The following is a 17,658-nucleotide window of genomic DNA, read 5'->3' on the forward strand; positions in this document are numbered from 1 at the left end:
CGCGGCTCTTCAAACGTAAATCGTCAGCCGTATTCGCCGACGTGCTTCAGAATGCTCCTGCCAATGACTTCGCCCAGCCTCACCGGCACGGCATTACCTATGAGGCGGCCCAGTTCGTTGCGACCGATACGTTCCCCTGGCTCGAAGAAGCGATAATTGCGTGGAAAACCTTGGATGAGCGCACCCTCCCGGAAAGAGATCGCTCTGTCCTGTTCCGGGTGGCCATATCGTCCGCTACCGAAGTTGTAGAACTGAGTGGTCAAGGTCGGCGCAGGAAGATCCCAGCACATGCGACCATAGATGCTCGAATATTTCTTGCCCGACGAACGCTTGTGGCATGCGGCAACCAGACGTTCGTCCCAGTCGCGCCACGAACCACCGGGGACCGATGCCTTTATCCGCTCCAGGTTGATCGGTGAGAGCGAGCACGCTTGGTGCAATGGGTCGCGTTCATGTGTCTCGCCCGCCTCTATGGGGGGGAGCTTGCCAATGGCGTCTTGGACGGTGCGGTGCTTCCCTTGTGCATGTGTCGGTGGAATCAGCTCGATTGGTCCGAGTCTGGACGCGAGGAGAACCAAGCGTTGGCGTTGTTGCGGTACACCGTAATCCGCACAATGGACGGTTCGATAGGAAACGTGGAACTTCAATCGCCGAAGTTTGGCCACGAATTCGTCGAAGATATCCTGCTCTGCGAGTCTCGGGACGTTTTCCATCGTGACCAACTCGGGTTCGGTCTCGCGGACCAGGCGAGCGAACTGGCGCAGAAGGTGCCACCGATGGTCGGAAGATTTGTCCTTCCCCTGGCTGTAGGTCGAGAAGGGCTGACAAGGTGCGCATCCCGCGAGCAATCGATATGGTGCACCGTTCAGGGCTTCGAGCAACTCAGGTGCCGAGACCCGTTCGACAGGCTTTAAAAGGAATCGTGCCTCGTTGTTCGCTTCATAGGGGTAGGCGCATGTGGGATCGATATCCACACCTAGGCGTACGTCCACGCCGACTTTCTCGAGCCCTTTTGTAAGTCCCCCCGCGCCACAGAACAAATCGACGGCGGCTATCGTTTCCTTCATGTTATTTTTTCTCGTTCAATACAATTACGCCGTGAAAGCACTTTGACCGTATGACCCTAGAGTCCCTTTTCGTGTCCGGTTTTGACGTCTTGGACATATCGCTCGGCAGCCTGGCGGACCACCCAGGCCAGTGAAACCTTGTGGGATTCGGCGATTCGCTCCAGCTCCGCATACACTTCGGCCGGGAAACTGATCGAGGCTCGTACGGTCTTGGGGTCGGTCTTTCTGCTGGATCGTTTGGTCATCATTGGATTTTTCCAGTTTTCACCACTTTACACCAGGGTGGTGCAAGGGTGTAGCTGAAAGTTGCATGGAAAGTGAAAATTAGACTGTGTCTAGAGCGGTTCAATCAACCATTGGATCCGCCTGATGATCCTTCGCCACTACTTTAGAGTGGAGGCTATCTTCTGCTTGAAGGAACAGGGCTGCTGAAATTATTTAGTGCTGAATACTCTGATTAGACGATCGTTGCCTCTAATTGGCCGGTTTTGGGTACCAGCCTGTTCAAAGGCCTCGATATCTGCCATTCTGTAACGAACCGAGTGGCCCAGTTTGATGTATACCGGACCTAGTCCCGTGCAGCGCCAGCGCTCCAGGGTGCGTTCGCTCAGGGCCCACCGCTGAGCCAGCTGTTTCTGGGTGAGTAGGTCATCTGCCATGTTTGCGTTCCTCCGCTGTGTTTCCGCAATGAACGCTTCATAGGCCGGGGGTATCAAGGGCTTGGCGGTTACTGGGTATTTCTGGGAAACGGCAATAAGCGGATAGTCAGAATAATTTGCCTTGTGTTATCTTTCCACCGCCATTCAAAAGCCCCATTGCGGGGCTTTTTTTGTGCGTGAAAGGTTCGTACACTCCCTTAATGATTATTTGAAGTAAGTACCCCAGTGCAGAAAAAAACAAGGATTTATACGCTGAATGTCCCACCTGCATGAAGCCTTGGCCGGCCGTGTCAGTGAGTGGCGCGAACAAGGCTATCCATCTGAACAGTATCCCACGATTGCCGAGATACTGGATTTCGCGGTCGAAGACGCGGAAGAAGGCCAGCTTCGGTTCCTGCGCAAGGCGCAGTACCGTGCCCTGGAAACCTACTGGTATCTGCGCCTGGTCCAGAATACACCCCGCATCATCAAGCTCTATGAGCAACTGTTTCCCAAGGCCAGAGAACGCCGGGAGGCAATGGGGCTCAATGCGGAGGAAGTGCGCGATTTTATCGAGGACGAAGGCTGGGACGCGCTCTATGAGCGCATTCGGACCGACAACCGGTTTGTCAAAAAACACTCCCTGGAGAGCCTGCGTGAAACCCTGACCCTCGATTACCCCAGCTATATCCTGGCCCTGGCCATGGGGGCGGGGAAAACCATTCTGATGGGCACCATCGTGGCGACCGAATTCGCTATGGCGCAGGAATATCCCGAGGGTCCCTTTGTCCAGAACGCGCTGATCTTCGCCCCGGGCAAGACCATTGTGGAATCCCTGCGCGAGATCGCCGATATCCCCTTTGAGCGGATTCTGCCGCCGCGCATGTACAAACCCTTCGCGGCCAGTCTCAAGCTCACCTTTACCCGTGACGGCGACAAGGAACTGCCGGTGGTCTGGGGCAGTTCCTGGAATGTGGTGGTCACCAACACCGAGAAGATCCGCATTCAGAAATCCACCGGCCGGCGCAAGAGCTATGGCCAGATGGACTGGCTGAACAAGACCGAGGAACACGCCCGGGAAGAGGCCAACCTGCGCCTCAGTGCCATCGCCTCTCTGCCGCATCTGGCCATCTTCTCCGATGAGGCGCATCACACCTACGGTCAGAAACTGCTGGGACAGTGGAAAGAGAATAGCGAGACCGGTGAGCTGGAGTTCGTCGAACAGGGCATCAAGAAGGTTCGCAAGACGGTGGATTATCTCGCCAGCGAGACCAACCTGATCGTGGTGGTCAACACCACGGGTACACCCTATTTCGAGCGCCAGCCGCTGCGCGACGTGGTCATCTGGTACGGCCTTGGCGAGGGCATTCAGGACGGTGTGCTCAAGGAGTTGGCGAACAACATCCGCATTTTCGATATGGACGAGGCCGATGCGGAGCACCTGGTCCGGGAAATCATCGACGACTTCATCGAAGACTATTGGGATGTGCGCATCCATGACGGCTCGCCCGCACGCCTGGCTCTGTACTTCCCCAATACCAATACCCTGGACGATCTGCGACCGGCGGTGGATTCCGCGCTCGCCCTGAAAGGCATCGACACCTCCTCCGTGCTGGCCGTGCACAGCAAATCGAGCGAGGAGACCAAGCGTGAGTTCTACCGGGTCGCCAACGACCCGGCGTCGCCGCATCGGATCATCCTGCTGGTGAACATGGGTACGGAGGGCTGGAACTGTCCGAGCCTGTTCGCCTGCGGCCTGGTGCGCAAACTCAAGTCCAGCAACAACTTCGTGTTGCAGGCGGCCACGCGTTGCCTGCGCCAGGTGCCGGACAACGACCGCTCCGCCCGGGTGTATGTCTCCAAGGGCAACAAGTCCATTCTGGAAAAGCAACTTACAGAGACCTACGGCACCAGTCTGGTGGATCTGAACTCGACCCAGACCGAGCGGGTGGAGAAGACGGTGGAACTGCGCACGCCGGACCTGCCGCCGATTCTGATCAAGAAGCAGGTCATGCGTTTCCGTCGCAAGCCGGACGCTGAGAAAAAACCGCTCAAACTGGTCAAGCCCACTGTCGAATATGCGCACAAGGGCCTGGTGGGGACCTTCACCATCGCCGAGCCCAAGGAGGGCAAGACCCGCCTGATCCGGGTCGACGGCAGCGAGGACAGCTTCGAGATCGAACCCATGACTTACGAACTCTACGGTGCCGCCGCCGAGCTTGCCGCCAACTATCATCTTGCGCTCGATGAGACCCTGACCGCCCTGCGTGCCGCCTATGGCGATGCCGATGTCGTGCCCGAGCATCACCTGGAGGATCTCGCCAGACAGATCGAAGCCCAGCGCAGCGACTATGAACAGGACTGGGAAGAGATCGACGTAGCCCTGGCTCTGGTCAAGACCGACGGCTTCCAGGTAAAAACCAGGAACGGTGTGCCCGTCTATACCGCCCGGATCAGTTTCGCCAAAGATCGAGAGAATCTATATAAGGTGGCGAACAACTTCGCCGACGATGAACTGGCGCAGAAGTACAGCTTCCACTACGAGGGCTACAACTTCGATTCCCAGCCTGAAGTCGAGTATCTGGAGCGGGTCCTGCAGCTGCTCAAGCAGCACCCCGACGAGGTCGACGGCGTCTGGTTCACCGGCGGGCTGACCGATCCGGGCAAGACGGAGCTGTTCGCCGAATACCTGGGCGACGACGGCCGCTGGCACCGCTATACCCCCGACTTCGTCATCCGGCGCAAGGACGGCCGGCACCTGATCGTGGAGGTGAAAAAGGACGAACACAGCGCCGACATCCGGGCCGACCTGGAACGCTATCGCAACGGCGAGGCCCCGCAGACCGCCGAGGGCCGCAAGGCCGTCGCCCTGCAGCGCTGGCAGGACCTGAACCCCGACACCCTCCACTACGAGGTGGTGTTCGCCAACGGCATGCTGCACGCCGACGCCCTGGAGACGGCCAGGGCCTTCATCAGTGGCGACTGAATCCCTGTGCAGCTTTAACCTGATAAGATTTAATAAGAAATCGCCAGAATCACGCAAATTCCTGGAAGTTGCATAAGCCGCTCGATTCAGCCTTATTACGCAACTTTATCCATGAAAAGTTGCATAATAAGCGGTTTCCGCCTAGGCTATGCAACCTTGAGTCACCCATAGGAACGAGGGGAAAGTTTGGAGCGCCAGAGCGGCCAGTACGTGAACTGTACCACGACCGGGGAGACCTACCGCGCCTTCCTGCCCACCCCGCTGCCGCCCGAACCGCCGCTGGAACTGGACGGTGACCTGCTCGATCTGCTCGCCGGCGCGAATCAGGCCCTCGGCCGCCTGGATGGCATGGCTGCCGTCCTGCCGGACACCCGGCTGTTTCTCTATCAATATGTCCGCAAGGAAGCGGTGTTGTCCTCCCAGATCGAGGGCACCCAGTCCTCGCTCTCGGACCTGCTGCTGTTCGAGCTGGACGAGGCCCCAGGCGTACCCGTGGACGACACCCGCGAGGTTTCCCGCTACGTGGCCGCCATGGAGCACGGCCTGCGTCGGATGCGCGAGGGCTTCCCGCTGTCCCTGCGGCTGCTGCGCGAGATTCATGCCGTGCTCATGGACGGCGCCCGCGGCAGTGACAAGACCCCGGGCGAATTTCGCCGCAGCCAGGTGTGGCTGGGCGGCACCCGGCCGGGCAATGCCGCCTTCGTGCCGCCGCCGGCGGAACGGCTCATGGACTGCCTGGACCCCTTCGAGCACTTCCTGCACCATGACAGCCTGCCGGTGCTGATGAAGGCGGGCCTGGCGCACGCCCAGTTCGAGACCATCCACCCCTTCCTTGACGGCAACGGCCGGCTGGGGCGGCTGCTCATCACCCTGCTGCTGTGCACCGAGGGGTTGCTGGCCGAGCCCCTGCTGTACCTGAGTCTGTACTTCAAGCTCAACCGCACCGAATACTACGATCGCCTCAACCGCATCCGCACCCACGGCGACTGGGAGGGCTGGATGCGCTTCTTCCTGCGCGGTGTGCGTGACACCGCGCAACAGGCCGTGGACAGCGCCCGCCGGCTGCTGGCCCTGTTCGAGCAGGACCGCGAGCGGATCAAAGAGCTGGGCCGCATTGCCGGTTCCTGCCTGCAGCTGCACGAGCTGCTCAAGCAGCGGCCCATCGTCAACATCGGCCAGGCCGCCGCGGCCACCGGTATTAACCGCACCAGCATCAGCCGTTGCATCGGCCTGCTGGAGGAGCAGGGGATGCTGCGCGAGCTGACCGGCAACCGCCGCAACCGGTTGTTCGTGTACGATCAATATATCCAGGTGCTGAGCGAAGGCACCGAACCCATTCGCTAGACGGAACCGTGTGATGAGCAAGAACCCCGAGAAAGCCAATAACGTCAAAATCACCAAGGCCAAGGGCCGGCCCATGCTCACCTGGGTGGGCAAGCGCCCGCTGACGTCGGTGCGCGCCTATCCCGCACAACTGGTCGAGCGTTTCGAGGTGCAGACGGACGCCCCGCTGGCCGACGTCGACTGGTCCGACTGGCCGGAGCAGTTCCCGAAGGGCGGCCTGCTGTTCCACGGCGACAACAAGGACGTGCTGGCCTATCTGCTGGCCAACGGCTTTCGCGGCAAGGTCAAACTGATCTACATCGACCCGCCGTTCGATTCCGGCGCGGATTATGTGCGCAAGGTACAGCTGCGCGGCGCCAAGGGCACGACCAAGATCGACGGCGAGGAATACACCCTCGGCGAGCAGATCCAGTACACGGATATCTGGGCGAATGATAATTATCTGCAGTTTATGTATGAGCGGTTTCTGCTACTTAAAGAGCTACTATCTGAAGATGGATGGTTCTTTATGCATTGTGATTTCAGAAGAAATTCGTATTTGCGAATTATTCTTGATGAGGTGTTTGGAGAAGGTAACTTTCGAAGCGAGGTTGTATGGCATTATTCCGGTTGGAATCGCTATCTTGAAACTTCATTCAACAAGCGGCATGACACGGTTTATATCTATTCAAAGTCAAATTCATCCAGATTAAATCCTGTTTCCATTGAATGGAATTCGAAAGAAGAATATGTCAGGGCTAGAAAGCAAAAGATATTAACTGACGAAGAAGGTAGAGAGTATGTTTTGTCTGACGCTGGAAATGGTAAATGAATCGCCCCGGTTCTGGTAGACACCTCCGAGCCATATTATGATGGCTGAAAAAGAGGTGACCAATGAGCGGAAAGCGATACACAGACGAATTTAAGCAGGAGGCGGTTCGCCAAGTCACGGACCGGGGGTATCCGGTCGCCGAGGTGGCGCAGCGACTGGGGGTGACCACGCACAGCCTGTATGCCTGGCTGAAGCAGTTCGGGCCCAAACAGGCCAAAGACGAGGAGCTGGATGAAGCGCAGCGCGAGCTGCGGCGCCTGAAGACTGAGTTGCGCCGTGTCACGGAGGAGCGTGACATCCTAAAAAAGGCCGCAACGTACTTCGCCAAGGAGTCCGGCTGAAGTACGAATTTATTCGAAGCCACCGGCAAGAATTCCGTGTGCGCACGATGTGTCGGGTGCTGGACGTGCACCCCAGTGGCTTTTATGCCTGGCTCAAGGAGCCCTTGTCGCCTCGGGCGAAAGAAGACCGAAGACAGACGGGGCTGGTGAAGCAATCATGGTTGGAAAGCGGCTGTGTGTATGGCTACCGCAAGATCCACGACGACCTGCGTGAACTGGGTGAGGGCTGCGGTAAGCACCGCGTTTACCGCCTTATGCGCCTGGCAGGCATCAAGGCCGAGGTCGGCTACAACAAGCGGCGCAGCCACTATGGTGGTAAGCCCGCCGTTGTCGCCGCGAATACGTTGGATCGGCAGTTCGACCCCGAGGCACCGAACCAGGCTTGGGTGACGGACATCACTATGATCCGGACCTATGAGGGCTGGCTGTACCTGGCGGTGGTGGTGGATCTGTGCTCGCGCCAGGTGGTGGGTTGGTCTATGCAGTCTCGGATCTACGCCGACTTGGTGCTCAAGGCACTGCTGATGGCGGTATGGCGACGCAAGCCCAAGCCGGGTCTGATCATCCATTCCGACCAAGGGAGCCAGTACACCGGCCACGAGTGGCAGCACTTCATCAAGGAGCATGGCTTGATCTGCTCAATGAGTCGGCGCGGCAACTGCCACGACAATGCGGTGGCTGAGAGCTTCTTCCAGCTGCTGAAGCGGGAACGGATCAAACGGCGGATCTATGCCACGCGTGATGAGGCGCGGGCCGATATCTTTGATTACATCGAGCTGTTTTACAACACCAAACGGCGTCACGGCTACAACGCGGGACTGCCTCCGGTCCAGTTCGAGCAGAAGACTACCGGACGGCTCGGGAGTGTCTAGGGAACCCGGGGCGATTCAGCCCCGCGCAGTCGGCGTGCCGCATCCCGGTCAACTGCTCATGGCGTTCATTGATGGCGGCAAGACGATAGACGTCGTCGCCCTCAACGTCGATCACGAACGCGGCGATGCCGAGGTAGTTGAGGATGCTGTGAAGTTCCGCATAGTCGCGGCTTTCCAGGAGTCCGTGCACTTTGAGCCTGCTCAGTGACCTGGGTCCTTGGGAGGGCGGCAGCGGAGGTCTCCTGCTGACGACTCTCAACAACGAACGCATGTAGCGCCCCGCATATCATACGCGCAGCTTAGCATGAATCTCGCGCCCGTCATAAGAATGGAGCATGTGAGGTTTATAGCGCTGGTCAAACTGGGTGCGATTGGGTAATTTGTTGATGTGTGTAATATTTATTAATCAATGCCGTAGTGGTTATTACAGCAGGGTTGCGGCTTCCGATCAGATGGATTTGTGGATTTCCACCGGCATTGATATATACGCAAGGGGATGTTGCATTTGCGTAGACTATCAACCGTTACCCAGGAGAGACCAATGTACAGTCTGGCCAGTGATCGTGTTTCAGCGCTTCAGATTTCCGAGAATACCCCTTACCGCCACCTCACAACCCACTACGAGGAGAAGTACAGGGTCGGCTGGTACTTTATGCATGCAGCACCGCGTCCCTGCTTCAATCCCGAGTTGCTGCAGGACATCGATCAGTGGTTCACCTGCGTCCGCCAGGAGCAGGATAGCGAGGGAGGGCGTGACTACCGTTATCTGGTGCTTGCTTCCGACGTCGATGGTGTCTTCAATCTCGGCGGTGATCTCAATCTGTTCCGTTCCCTGATCGCCGCCGGTGATCATGATGGCCTGCTCGATTATGCCAAGGCATGCATCAATGTTCTCTACCAGAATATTGTCCATCTGGAGCGCGACCTGACCACGATATCGCTGGTGCAGGGCGATGCGCTGGGCGGCGGATTCGAGGCGGCACTGTCGAGCAACGTGCTCATTGCGGAGCGCGGCACCCGGATGGGACTGCCTGAGATCCTGTTCAATCTGTTCCCGGGGATGGGTGCCTACAGCCTGCTGTCGCGGAGAATCGGTACCGGGCGGGCTGAACAGATGATTCTGAGCGGGCAACTCTACAGTGCCGAGGAACTGTATGAGATGGGGGTGGTGGATATCCTTGCTGAGAAGGGTGAGGGTGAACTGGCCGTGCTCGAGTACATCAAGCGTGCCGACAGGGCTGCCAACGGATATCGTGCCATGCGTGAGGTCAGGGATATCTGCAATACCCTGGATTACAGGGAGCTTCTCGCTATCACCACGGTCTGGGTCGAAGCAGCGCTGCGCCTGGGGAAGCGTGATCTGCGTATGATGGAGCGTCTTGTCAGTCGGCAGAACGCCAAGTAGGAGACTTGCGGCACGGGGTTTTCTGGGGCCACTCCATTCCGCAAAATGGGGTGGTTTCAACGCATTTCGCGTTGTTGAGTAAGATATCCCTGCATTGTCTCGAGCAGGTGTCCATGGGCGAGGCGCAGCTGCCTCATGCTGTTCGCGGGGGCCGGGCCAGACATTTCATAGGGCTTGATCGTTTCGGTCTTTTCGCAGAGCTGCACGAATTCTATGGCGCCGAGTTCGACCGCGCTGCCCTTGAGCGCGTGTACCGCCTCGCGAAAATCAAGGTAGTCCTGTTCCTCGATCGCCTGCTCCGCCCGGCGCAGCAGTGCGCGACTGTCGTCGCAGAAGCCATCGATAAGTTCTGCCACGAAGTCGATTCCCGAACCCAGATTGGCGAGACGGTTCAGTGCTTCCTGGTCGAGAACGATGTTCTTTGTCAGGCTGCTGGTCCTGCCTTGCCGTTCAGTGTCCGCCGTGCGTCCTGTGGTTGCCTCACCGCCCCTGACCAGTCCGGCAATCGTCTCCAGAAGATTGTGGGCGTCGATCGGCTTGGTGATATAGGCGTGTGCGCCGGCATCCAGGCAGCTGTTCATTGTCTCCAGCGTGGCATCGGCGGTGACCATGATCACCGGTACCGAGCCGGAAGTGTCGAAAAACCGGAATGCCTTCAGCACTTCGATGCCACTGCTATGCGGCATGTTCATATCGAGTATTGCAAGATCGTAGTGTCGGCGGCCGTCGGTTAGTGCATCCAGCGCTTTCTCGCCATCGTCCACGATGTCGACATGGTGTCCCGCGCGCTTGAGGATGCCGTTGATAACCTTCTGGTTGATGTCGTTGTCTTCGGCAACGAGGATATTGAGTTCGGAGACGCTGCTGTTCTGGCGGTGGTAGTCGGATAGAGTGACGACGTTTTCATCCAGCTGCATTTCGCTGCGTGCGGCATGGATGGCGTTGAACAGAAGGGTTTTCTCCGGCGGCTGCGACAGGACGGAGGAATAGTCGCATTCAAGCCTGTGCATGCCGACACGATCGAGCTCTCTGTCCACAAGGAGGATCAGCGCGATCTCCATAATGGAGTCGTCGCTGCGAATGACTCTGGCGAACAGGTCCGGCTCCATATTGAGTGCGGTCTGGTCGAGCAGCGCCACGTCGTAGGCGCATTCGCTCTCGCTTGCCTCCAGCATCAGCGAAAGCGCATGCGCGGGGGTGGTCGCCCAATCGAACTCGACCCCCCAGCCGCGCAGGGCAGGGCGGATTGCCGCAGCCAGCTTCTCGCTGGCGAGCAGCAGGATACGCATTGACTCCAGCCTGCCGTTGTCGCTTTCCACCTCATCGCGCAGCAGTGTCATCGGAACTTCAAACCAGAAGGTGGAGCCCTCTCCCGGCGTGCTCCGGACACCGATGGTGCCCCCCATGAGTTCCACCAACTGCTTGGCAATCGTTGTTCCCAGTCCCGAGCCGCCATACTGTCGTGTGACGGAGTGATCGGCCTGGCTGAAATTCTCGAAGATGTGGTCGAGTTTGTCCTCCGCAATACCGATCCCGGTATCTTCGATTTCGAAACGTATGCGGGGTTTGAAGCTGGTTCCGCCCGCCGGTAGGACGCGCAGCGTTACGGATCCGTGATCGGTGAATTTGATGGCGTTGCCGAGCAGGTTCACCAGGACCTGCCGGAGGTGAAGTTCATCTCCCTCGAGCATGAACGGAATCTGCGGGTCGATATGGGCGGAGACAAGCAGTTCCTTGCGTTTGCCCTGTACCTCGAGCAGTCGCACCGTGCTGTTTACCAGCGAGTGCAGATCGAAGCGGTTCTTCTCTATGCTGGTCTTGCCTGCCTCGATCCTGGTGAGGTCGAGAACATTGTTGATCAGGCCGAGCAGCGTCCTTGCCGAGAGGTGGACCGTCTTGACCAGGTCGCGCTGTTCGTCATCCAGGCGCGTATCCTGCAGCAATTCGCTCATCCCGATAACCCCGTTGAGCGGGGTGCGGAGTTCGTGGCTCATATTGGCCAGGAAGCGCGATTTCGCCTCGTTGGCCTGGTTGGCCTTCTGAATCGCCTCGTAGAGTTTGCGCAGCAGTACCTTGATGTAGAGCGGCAGCATGATGAGCAGCAACAGCAGGCTGACGCCGATGTCCAGGTGCTGCTGCCAATACTCGCTCAACAGCAGAACCGCGGAGAAGCCGACAAGGCTCAGTGCCATCGAGATGTCCACATAGCGCTCGCCGTAACGGAAGCCGTTGCCGACGATCACCCACAGATAGATGGCGAACAGCGGTGTTCCGTAGCCCCCCGTCAGGGCCATGACCAGGGAGAGGGTGGCGAGATCGACGACCATGCCCAGGAGGCGTCTGGCGGTAGATTTTGCCGGCCTTATCAGGATAGCGGCAATGATTCCCAGCGATACCAGGAGGAAGCTGCTGCTGATCAGTCTGGGGAAGAGAAGATCCGATTCGTGCTCATCCCAGAGCAATGGCATCGGCGAAATGAAGTAGAGGAAGATGATGCCGCCGATGGCGAGGCGGATGAGGGCCTGTTCGTGTTCGCTGTCATCCCTGGCCGCAAGCGTTTTCCTGATCCTGTCCCATGCAGTTTTTATTGTGTATTGATTGTTCTGCATCCAGACTTCCGTTTATTCCGGGGCATCAATCACCGAGCCCGTTTGTTCAGGGTCATTAATCCGTGGGGTCGTTCAACTGTATTTCGATCTCGTCGATAAGCTCCAGCTGTTCGTTGAAGGCCTCGACACAGGCCGGATCGAAATGCTTCCCGGACTGCTCGTTTATGAAATCGACCGCTCTCTGCCGCTCCCATGCCGGTTTGTATGGGCGGGTCGATCGAAGTGCATCGTATACGTCGGCAACGGCGACGATCCGGGCTGCCAGCGGAATATCCTCACCGCTCAGACCATAAGGATAGCCGCTTCCGTCAAATTTTTCATGATGACTGAGCGCGATGACCGCACCTGCCTGGATGAAGCGGGAATCGCTGTCCGCCAGTATGCCATGGCCGATCACCGTGTGCTGTTTCATCCATTCCCACTCCTGCGGGGTGAGTTTCCCCGGTTTGAGGAGGATATGGTCGGGGATTCCGATCTTGCCGATGTCATGCATCGGCGAAGCGTACTCGATTTCGTCGCAGTCCGCCTTGGACAGGCCGAGATGCTCGGCGATGGCGCGGCTGTACCTGGCGATGCGCAGAATGTGGTTGCCGGTCTCCTCGTCGCGGTATTCGCCCGCCTTGGCCAGTCGCAGCAGGGTTTCGCGTTCCCGTTGAAGTACCCGACGCGTGGCAAGTTCAACCTGTGTCTGCAGCCAGTCTGCCCGGTCCTGGATAATGGTCTGTTGTCTGCGGATGGTCAGCAGATTGCGGCAGCGGCTGCGGCATTCGTACTGATCCAGTGGCCGGGTCAGAAAATCAGTCGCGCCGGCGTTGAGTGCTTCGTAACGAACGCTGCGATCGCCGACCACCGTGATCATGACAATCGGGATATCACAGCAACTGTTGATATTCCTGACCCGCCTGATGAACTCAATGCCGTTCATCTGCGGCATGCGGTAATCAGTGAGGATCAGATCGGGCGCGACATGATGAATCTGCTGCAGTGCTTCGTTGGGGTCGGAGAAGCTGGTAACTTCGATCTTCTCGTCGAGGGTGTGGACGATGCCTTCGAGGATCCGTCTGCCGATGGACTGGTCGTCCAGGATGAGGACGTGTTGTGCCTTCTCGCCGGCCTGCGAGCTATTGTCAAGCCGGCGGTGGACCAGCCGCGGTTTCCTGTAACCGCGAGCTTTCCCCCCGGAACTGGCAATACTGCTTACAGTGCTCATTTCTTGTCTCCGCTGGCGCGCAAAATGTGTATCAAAATTTAACGCCTATACGATAAATCTGCCAGACTTTCTGCAGGAAATACCCGGTTCTTTGTCGTGGTTATCCTGCGCGGGTTGCATGCGGACTCGGAAACCTGGTCGTGCGGCCTGTTCCAGTGTGAAACGCGCCGGGTTGTTCAAGGGAGGCTGTCTCATTCCGGCTGCACTCAGCGGCTCCCGTGACCTTGATAATGCACCGTGTGGATTTATCGGCAGATTGTTGTCTTACATTAACATCCAATCGGTCTCAGTCGTGGATGACGATGCCGGGATCGACGCCAGGGCGGTTGCGCGCAGTGTTGCGTCGGGATTGCAAGGGGGCGTGATGGTACAGGATGGAAAATCCCGCTTGATGTGGATGGGACGCGTAACCGCCCTGTCACTTTCGAGATGGATTGTCAGTCTTTCGCTGACTTCAGACGACCTGTCCCGCTGCCCAGCCCGAGGACCAGGCCCACTGGAAATTGTAGCCGCCCAGCCAGCCGGTGACATCCACCACCTCGCCGACGAAATACAGGCCGGCTACCCGTTTCGATTCCAGGGTTTTCGATGACAGTTCGTCGCAGTCCACGCCGCCCACGGTGACCTCTGCCGTGCGGTAGCCTTCGGTGCCGTTGGGTCTGAGCTGCCAGTGCTGCAGAGATTCGGCGATGGCCTCGAACCGGCGATGTGAAAATGACTGCAGCGGTTGATCGGCCGGTTCCGTCCCGAGCATGGCGCTGATCAGGCGTTTCGGCAGCCATTCCCCCAGTACGGTTTTCAGATGACTGTTGGGCTGCGCTGCCTGCCGTGCCTTCAGCCAGCCGGCCGCATCCAGGTCGGGCAGCAGGTTGATGCTGACCGCCTCGCCCGGCTGCCAGTAGGAGGAGATCTGCAGGATCACCGGCCCGCTCAGGCCGCGGTGGGTGAACAGGAGGTTTTCCCGAAACGAGATGCGGGCATTGCTGACCTGGCTGTCCACGGCGATGCCGGCGAGTTCGGCGAAGCGCGCCTTGTCGCCCGGCTGCAGGGTGAAGGGCACCAGGCCGGGGCGGGTCGGGACAATGCGGTGGCCGAACTGCCCGGCCACCTGGTAGCCGAAGGGACTGGCGCACATCCGCGGGATGGACAGGCCGCCGGTGGCGATGACGCAGGCCCCGGCCTTGAACATCCCCTTCGAGCTATCGATAGTGAAGCCTGCATCGGTCTTGTCGATGCGATCAATGGTGCAGTTCAGCCGGATCTCGACCCCTGCCTTCCGGCATTCGTTCAGCAGCATGTCGAGGATGTCGCGGGCGCTGTCATTGCAGAACAGCTGGCCGTGATCCCGCTCGTGCCAGGGGATGCCGTAACGGTCGACCAGGGCGATGAAGTCCCACTGGGTGTAGCGGCTGAGCGCCGACTTGCAGAAATGCGGGTTGTCGGAGATGTAGTTGTCGGCGCTGACGTCCAGGTTGGTGAAGTTGCAGCGTCCGCCGCCGGACATGAGGATCTTCTTCCCGGCCCTGTTGGCATGATCGAGTACCACTACCCGGCGCCCGCGTCTGCCCGCCTCGGCGGCGCACATGAGTCCGGCGGCGCTGGCGCCGATGATGACGACATCTGTCTGCATGGTCAGGAAGGAGTGTCGAGGCCTGTCTGCGGTGGGGCGTGAGAATATCAGCCCGGGCGGATCGGGGCGAGTCTGCGCTGTTGCCAGGCCCGGGGCATGTCTTACACTTGCTGTATCAAGCCGGCGATCCGCCGGTACGGCTGATGGAGTCCGTCATGCAGCGATTCTTCCTTTCGGTGTTGCCGGGTATCGCCTTGTTGTTGAGCGGCTGTGTGAGCATGCCGCCCGATCTGGCGGCGGGCGGCCCCTACCGGGACATTACGCCGGACGAGGCCGGTGACGGTCGCTCCGACGGGCAACGGGTACGCTGGGGCGGGCTCGTGGTGCAGGCCGTGCCCCAGGATGGAATGACCTGTTTCGACATGGTGGGGCTTGCCCTGGACCGGGTGGGCGAGCCGCTGGACAGTGATCGCTCCAGCGGTCGCTTCCAGGCCTGCGCCAGTGGCTTCTACGATCCGGCCATTTACAGCAGCGGCCGGCATGTCACCTTCACCGGCCGTATCGAGGGAACCGCCACCCAGCGCATCGGCGAGGCCGAATTCAGTCTGCCGCGGCTGCGGGCCGATCAGGTCCATCTGTGGCCCCGACGCCGGGAAATCCAGTATGTGCCGTATCCCGCCCCCTATTACTGGGATCCGTTCTACGACCCGTACTGGCGCTACCGGCGCCTGGAGTAGGGTGTACCCTCCCCGGACCCGCGCGGTTCAGTGTGCGCCGCCCGTGACCGGCGTGACGGTGTCGCGGATGACCGACTCGCCGCTGCGCGAGGGCAGGCGCGGCAGTTCCATGGCCGGGAATTCGCCGGTCAGGGCCTCGAGAAAGGCGAGGATGTCATCGACCTGCTGTTCGCTCAGCTGCTTGTTGAGCTGGGTCTCACCCATGATCAGCACTGCCTCGCGCAGGCTGTTCACCGCGCCGTTGTGGAAGTAGGGGGCGGTGAGGGTGATGTTGCGCAGGGTCGGCACCTTGTACATGTACTTGTCCGCGTCCTTGCCGGTGACCTGGTGGCGGCCGGTATCCGCCAGCAGCTGGTATTTCTCCACATAAGCGCTGTCGGCGAACAGGGGGAACTTCTGGTAGAAGCCGCTGCCTTCGGGCAGCTCGGGCTGCGGGCCATTGAAGGCCGGACCGCCGTGGCAGGCAGTGCAGCCGACCTCGTTGAAGGTGCGCATGCCGCGAATCTGCTGCTCGCTCATGGCGCCTTCCTCGCCCTTGACGTGGCGGTCGTAGGGGCTGTTCGGGGTGATCAGGGTGCGTTCGAAGGCGGCCACGGCGCGTGCGGCATTGTCGACGGTGACCGGATTCTCGTCCTCGGGGAAGGCCTGCTTGAACAGTTCCTGGTAGCCCGGGATCGAGGCCACCACGTTGAGGGCGACCTGCAGCTCCTTCACGCCCATTTCCACATCGGCCAGCACCGGTCCCTTGGCCTGCTCCTCCAGGTTTTTCGCCCGGCCGTCCCAGAACTGGACCGAGGCAAAGGCCGAGTTCCACACCGTCGGCGAGTTGCGCGGGCCGGTCTTGCCATGCACGCCCATGGAGGTCGGGCGGCCGTCGTCACCGCCCTCCATGACATTGTGGCAGGTGTTGCAGGAGACGGTGCCGGTGGCCGAATAGCGGGGATCGAAGAACAGCTTCCGGCCCAGGTCGACCTTGGCCGGCGTGGTCGGGTTGTGGCTCGGGGAGGGCGGTTCTTCCGGCAGGGGTTTCCAGTCGTAGGCGGCGGCGCTGCCTGTGCCGAGCAGGGCAGCGAGGGCGGCAGCGGCAACGAGCGGTTTGCGCCGGATGCCGGCAAGGGGCTGGAAAACGACCATGTTGACTCTCCTTCTGGATCGGGATTGATGTACAGAGATTTGTATATAATTTAATGCTTATGGACGCAGGAATCCATGATCCAGGGCAAGGACCGGTGCATTGCCGAGCCGGCCGGACCGACAGGAGGTGGCAGGCAGCATGATCGGCGCCATTGCCGGAGACATCATCGGCTCGGTCTACGAGGCCGCGCCGATCAAGACCACGGCGTTTCCCCTGTTCGGGCCGGGCAGCCGCTTTACCGACGACAGCGTGATGAGCGTGGCCGTGGCTGCGGCCATCCTCGACAATCGTCCGTACGCGGAAACACTGCGCCACTATGGCCGGCGTTACCCTGACGCCGGCTATGGCGGCAACTTCCACCAGTGGCTGTTCTCGCCCGATCCCAGCCCCTATCACAGCTTCGGTAACGGCTCGGCCATGCGGGTGAGCCCGGTGGGTTACGCCTGTGACAGAATCGAGACGGTACTGGCCGAGGCCGCACGTTCGGCCCGCTGCACCCACGATCATCCCGAGGGCATCAAGGGCGCGCAGAGCGTGGCCCTGGCCGTGTTCCTGGCGCGACGCGGCCTGGACAAGGCGGCTATCCGCGACGAGATCGAAGGCAGGTTCGGTTACGATCTCCGCCGCCGCCTGGCACAGATCCGCCCGCGCTATCGCTTCGATGTTTCCTGCCAGGGCTCGGTGCCGGAGGCGATCATCTGTTTTCTGGAATCCGCGGACTGGGAGTCGGCCGTGCGTAATGCCGTTTCGCTGGGCGGTGACAGCGACACCCAGGCCTGTATCGCCGGCGGCATCGCCGAGGCCTTCTATGGCCCGGTACCGGTGACGGTGCGCGAGCAGGTAAGGGCTGATCTCACCGAGGAGTTGTGGGAGGTGGTCGCGCGTTTCCAGCGCCGTTTTGTGCTGCAGATTGATTGAGGCATGTATCCCGCG

General features: G+C 59.7%; 16 protein-coding genes. 9 read left to right on the forward strand and 7 right to left on the reverse strand.

What is annotated here, in order from left to right:
* Positions 1-23: 23 nt before the first annotated feature.
* From COW1_RS01215 to COW1_RS01225, 3 genes are all read right to left on the reverse strand, one after another.
* The gene (locus COW1_RS01215; protein ID WP_201345186.1) at positions 24-1,067 is read right to left on the reverse strand and encodes a DNA cytosine methyltransferase; all 1,044 of its coding nucleotides are present in this window, start codon (positions 1,065-1,067) and stop codon (positions 24-26) included.
* A gap of 56 nt (positions 1,068-1,123) precedes the next feature.
* A complete protein-coding gene (locus COW1_RS01220; protein ID WP_201345187.1) occupies positions 1,124-1,315 on the reverse strand; it encodes a CopG family transcriptional regulator in 192 nt (63 codons plus the stop codon).
* 186 nt (positions 1,316-1,501) lie between these two features.
* Entirely contained in the window at positions 1,502-1,726 is a 225-nt protein-coding gene (locus COW1_RS01225) for an AlpA family transcriptional regulator (RefSeq protein ID WP_201345188.1), read from the reverse strand.
* Positions 1,727-1,982: 256 nt separating this feature from the next.
* On the opposite strand from COW1_RS01225, the gene COW1_RS01230 reads away from it, so the two are divergent.
* The 6 genes from COW1_RS01230 to COW1_RS01255 all read left to right on the forward strand — a co-directional run bounded on the left by COW1_RS01230 (position 1,983) and on the right by COW1_RS01255 (position 9,464).
* A complete protein-coding gene (locus tag COW1_RS01230) occupies positions 1,983-4,691 on the forward strand; it encodes a DEAD/DEAH box helicase family protein (RefSeq protein WP_201345189.1) in 2,709 nt (902 codons plus the stop codon).
* Positions 4,692-4,877: 186 nt separating this feature from the next.
* Positions 4,878-6,035, forward strand: a complete 1,158-nt coding sequence (locus COW1_RS01235) for a Fic family protein (RefSeq protein ID WP_201345190.1) — start codon at positions 4,878-4,880, stop codon at positions 6,033-6,035.
* A gap of 13 nt (positions 6,036-6,048) precedes the next feature.
* Positions 6,049-6,846 carry a DNA methyltransferase gene (locus COW1_RS01240; protein ID WP_201345191.1) on the forward strand — a complete coding sequence of 266 codons (798 nt, stop codon included), beginning with the start codon at positions 6,049-6,051 and terminating at the stop codon, positions 6,844-6,846.
* Between the two features lie 62 nt (positions 6,847-6,908).
* Positions 6,909-8,059, forward strand: a protein-coding gene (locus COW1_RS01245) for an IS3 family transposase (protein ID WP_201345192.1) whose coding sequence is annotated in 2 segments (ribosomal slippage) — positions 6,909-7,155 and positions 7,155-8,059 — 1,152 coding nt in all. Because the reading frame shifts where the segments join, the coding sequence is not laid out codon by codon here.
* A 58-nt stretch (positions 8,060-8,117) separates the two neighbouring features.
* A complete protein-coding gene (locus COW1_RS01250) occupies positions 8,118-8,267 on the forward strand; it encodes a hypothetical protein (RefSeq protein WP_201345193.1) in 150 nt (49 codons plus the stop codon).
* A gap of 333 nt (positions 8,268-8,600) precedes the next feature.
* Complete coding sequence (locus tag COW1_RS01255; RefSeq protein ID WP_201345194.1) at positions 8,601-9,464, forward strand: crotonase/enoyl-CoA hydratase family protein; 864 nt, start codon at positions 8,601-8,603, stop codon at positions 9,462-9,464.
* Between the two features lie 56 nt (positions 9,465-9,520).
* Here the strand turns inward: COW1_RS01255 and COW1_RS01260 are convergent, their stop codons facing one another.
* Both COW1_RS01260 and COW1_RS01265 read right to left on the reverse strand, forming a co-directional pair.
* Positions 9,521-12,073 carry an ATP-binding protein gene (locus tag COW1_RS01260; RefSeq protein WP_201345195.1) on the reverse strand — a complete coding sequence of 851 codons (2,553 nt, stop codon included), beginning with the start codon at positions 12,071-12,073 and terminating at the stop codon, positions 9,521-9,523.
* A gap of 55 nt (positions 12,074-12,128) precedes the next feature.
* Positions 12,129-13,160, reverse strand: a complete 1,032-nt coding sequence (locus tag COW1_RS01265) for an HD domain-containing phosphohydrolase (protein WP_242466528.1) — start codon at positions 13,158-13,160, stop codon at positions 12,129-12,131.
* Here COW1_RS01265 and COW1_RS16970 point away from each other — a divergent pair.
* On the forward strand, positions 13,041-13,325 hold the full coding sequence (locus tag COW1_RS16970) for a hypothetical protein (RefSeq protein ID WP_242466556.1): 285 nt from the start codon (positions 13,041-13,043) through the stop codon (positions 13,323-13,325). The two genes, COW1_RS01265 and COW1_RS16970, sit on opposite strands and share 120 nt — an antisense overlap.
* 412 nt (positions 13,326-13,737) lie before the next feature.
* Here COW1_RS16970 and COW1_RS01270 read toward each other — a convergent pair whose 3' ends face one another.
* A complete protein-coding gene (locus COW1_RS01270) occupies positions 13,738-14,913 on the reverse strand; it encodes an NAD(P)/FAD-dependent oxidoreductase (protein WP_201345197.1) in 1,176 nt (391 codons plus the stop codon).
* Positions 14,914-15,068: 155 nt separating this feature from the next.
* Between COW1_RS01270 and COW1_RS01275 the strand changes: the two genes are divergently transcribed.
* The gene (locus COW1_RS01275; protein WP_201345198.1) at positions 15,069-15,590 is read left to right on the forward strand and encodes a Slp family lipoprotein; all 522 of its coding nucleotides are present in this window, start codon (positions 15,069-15,071) and stop codon (positions 15,588-15,590) included.
* Between the two features lie 27 nt (positions 15,591-15,617).
* Here COW1_RS01275 and COW1_RS01280 read toward each other — a convergent pair whose 3' ends face one another.
* Positions 15,618-16,724, reverse strand: a complete 1,107-nt coding sequence (locus COW1_RS01280; protein WP_201345199.1) for a cytochrome-c peroxidase — start codon at positions 16,722-16,724, stop codon at positions 15,618-15,620.
* Positions 16,725-16,863: 139 nt separating this feature from the next.
* Here COW1_RS01280 and COW1_RS01285 point away from each other — a divergent pair, with 139 nt between their 5' ends.
* Positions 16,864-17,643 carry an ADP-ribosylglycohydrolase family protein gene (locus tag COW1_RS01285; RefSeq protein ID WP_201345200.1) on the forward strand — a complete coding sequence of 260 codons (780 nt, stop codon included), beginning with the start codon at positions 16,864-16,866 and terminating at the stop codon, positions 17,641-17,643.
* Positions 17,644-17,658: the final 15 nt, after the last annotated feature.

It is taken from the genome of Thiohalobacter sp. COW1, from assembly GCF_016629505.1.
GTDB lineage: Bacteria > Pseudomonadota > Gammaproteobacteria > Thiohalobacterales > Thiohalobacteraceae > Thiohalobacter > Thiohalobacter thiocyanaticus_A.

Excerpts from the sequence above, each read along its gene's own strand:
- COW1_RS01215 (WP_201345186.1), bottom strand. The coding sequence starts at position 1,067 with ATGAAGGAAACGATAGCCGCCGTCGATTTGTTCTGTGGCGCGGGGGGA.
- COW1_RS01220 (WP_201345187.1), bottom strand. The coding sequence starts at position 1,315 with ATGATGACCAAACGATCCAGCAGAAAGACCGACCCCAAGACCGTACGA.
- COW1_RS01225 (WP_201345188.1), bottom strand. The coding sequence starts at position 1,726 with ATGGCAGATGACCTACTCACCCAGAAACAGCTGGCTCAGCGGTGGGCC.
- COW1_RS01230 (WP_201345189.1), top strand. The coding sequence starts at position 1,983 with ATGTCCCACCTGCATGAAGCCTTGGCCGGCCGTGTCAGTGAGTGGCGC.
- COW1_RS01240 (WP_201345191.1), top strand. The coding sequence starts at position 6,049 with ATGAGCAAGAACCCCGAGAAAGCCAATAACGTCAAAATCACCAAGGCC.
- COW1_RS01250 (WP_201345193.1), top strand. The coding sequence starts at position 8,118 with ATGGCGTTCATTGATGGCGGCAAGACGATAGACGTCGTCGCCCTCAAC.
- COW1_RS01255 (WP_201345194.1), top strand. The coding sequence starts at position 8,601 with ATGTACAGTCTGGCCAGTGATCGTGTTTCAGCGCTTCAGATTTCCGAG.
- COW1_RS01260 (WP_201345195.1), bottom strand. The coding sequence starts at position 12,073 with ATGCAGAACAATCAATACACAATAAAAACTGCATGGGACAGGATCAGG.
- COW1_RS16970 (WP_242466556.1), top strand. The coding sequence starts at position 13,041 with ATGATGAATCTGCTGCAGTGCTTCGTTGGGGTCGGAGAAGCTGGTAAC.
- COW1_RS01270 (WP_201345197.1), bottom strand. The coding sequence starts at position 14,913 with ATGCAGACAGATGTCGTCATCATCGGCGCCAGCGCCGCCGGACTCATG.
- COW1_RS01275 (WP_201345198.1), top strand. The coding sequence starts at position 15,069 with ATGCAGCGATTCTTCCTTTCGGTGTTGCCGGGTATCGCCTTGTTGTTG.
- COW1_RS01280 (WP_201345199.1), bottom strand. The coding sequence starts at position 16,724 with ATGGTCGTTTTCCAGCCCCTTGCCGGCATCCGGCGCAAACCGCTCGTT.
- COW1_RS01285 (WP_201345200.1), top strand. The coding sequence starts at position 16,864 with ATGATCGGCGCCATTGCCGGAGACATCATCGGCTCGGTCTACGAGGCC.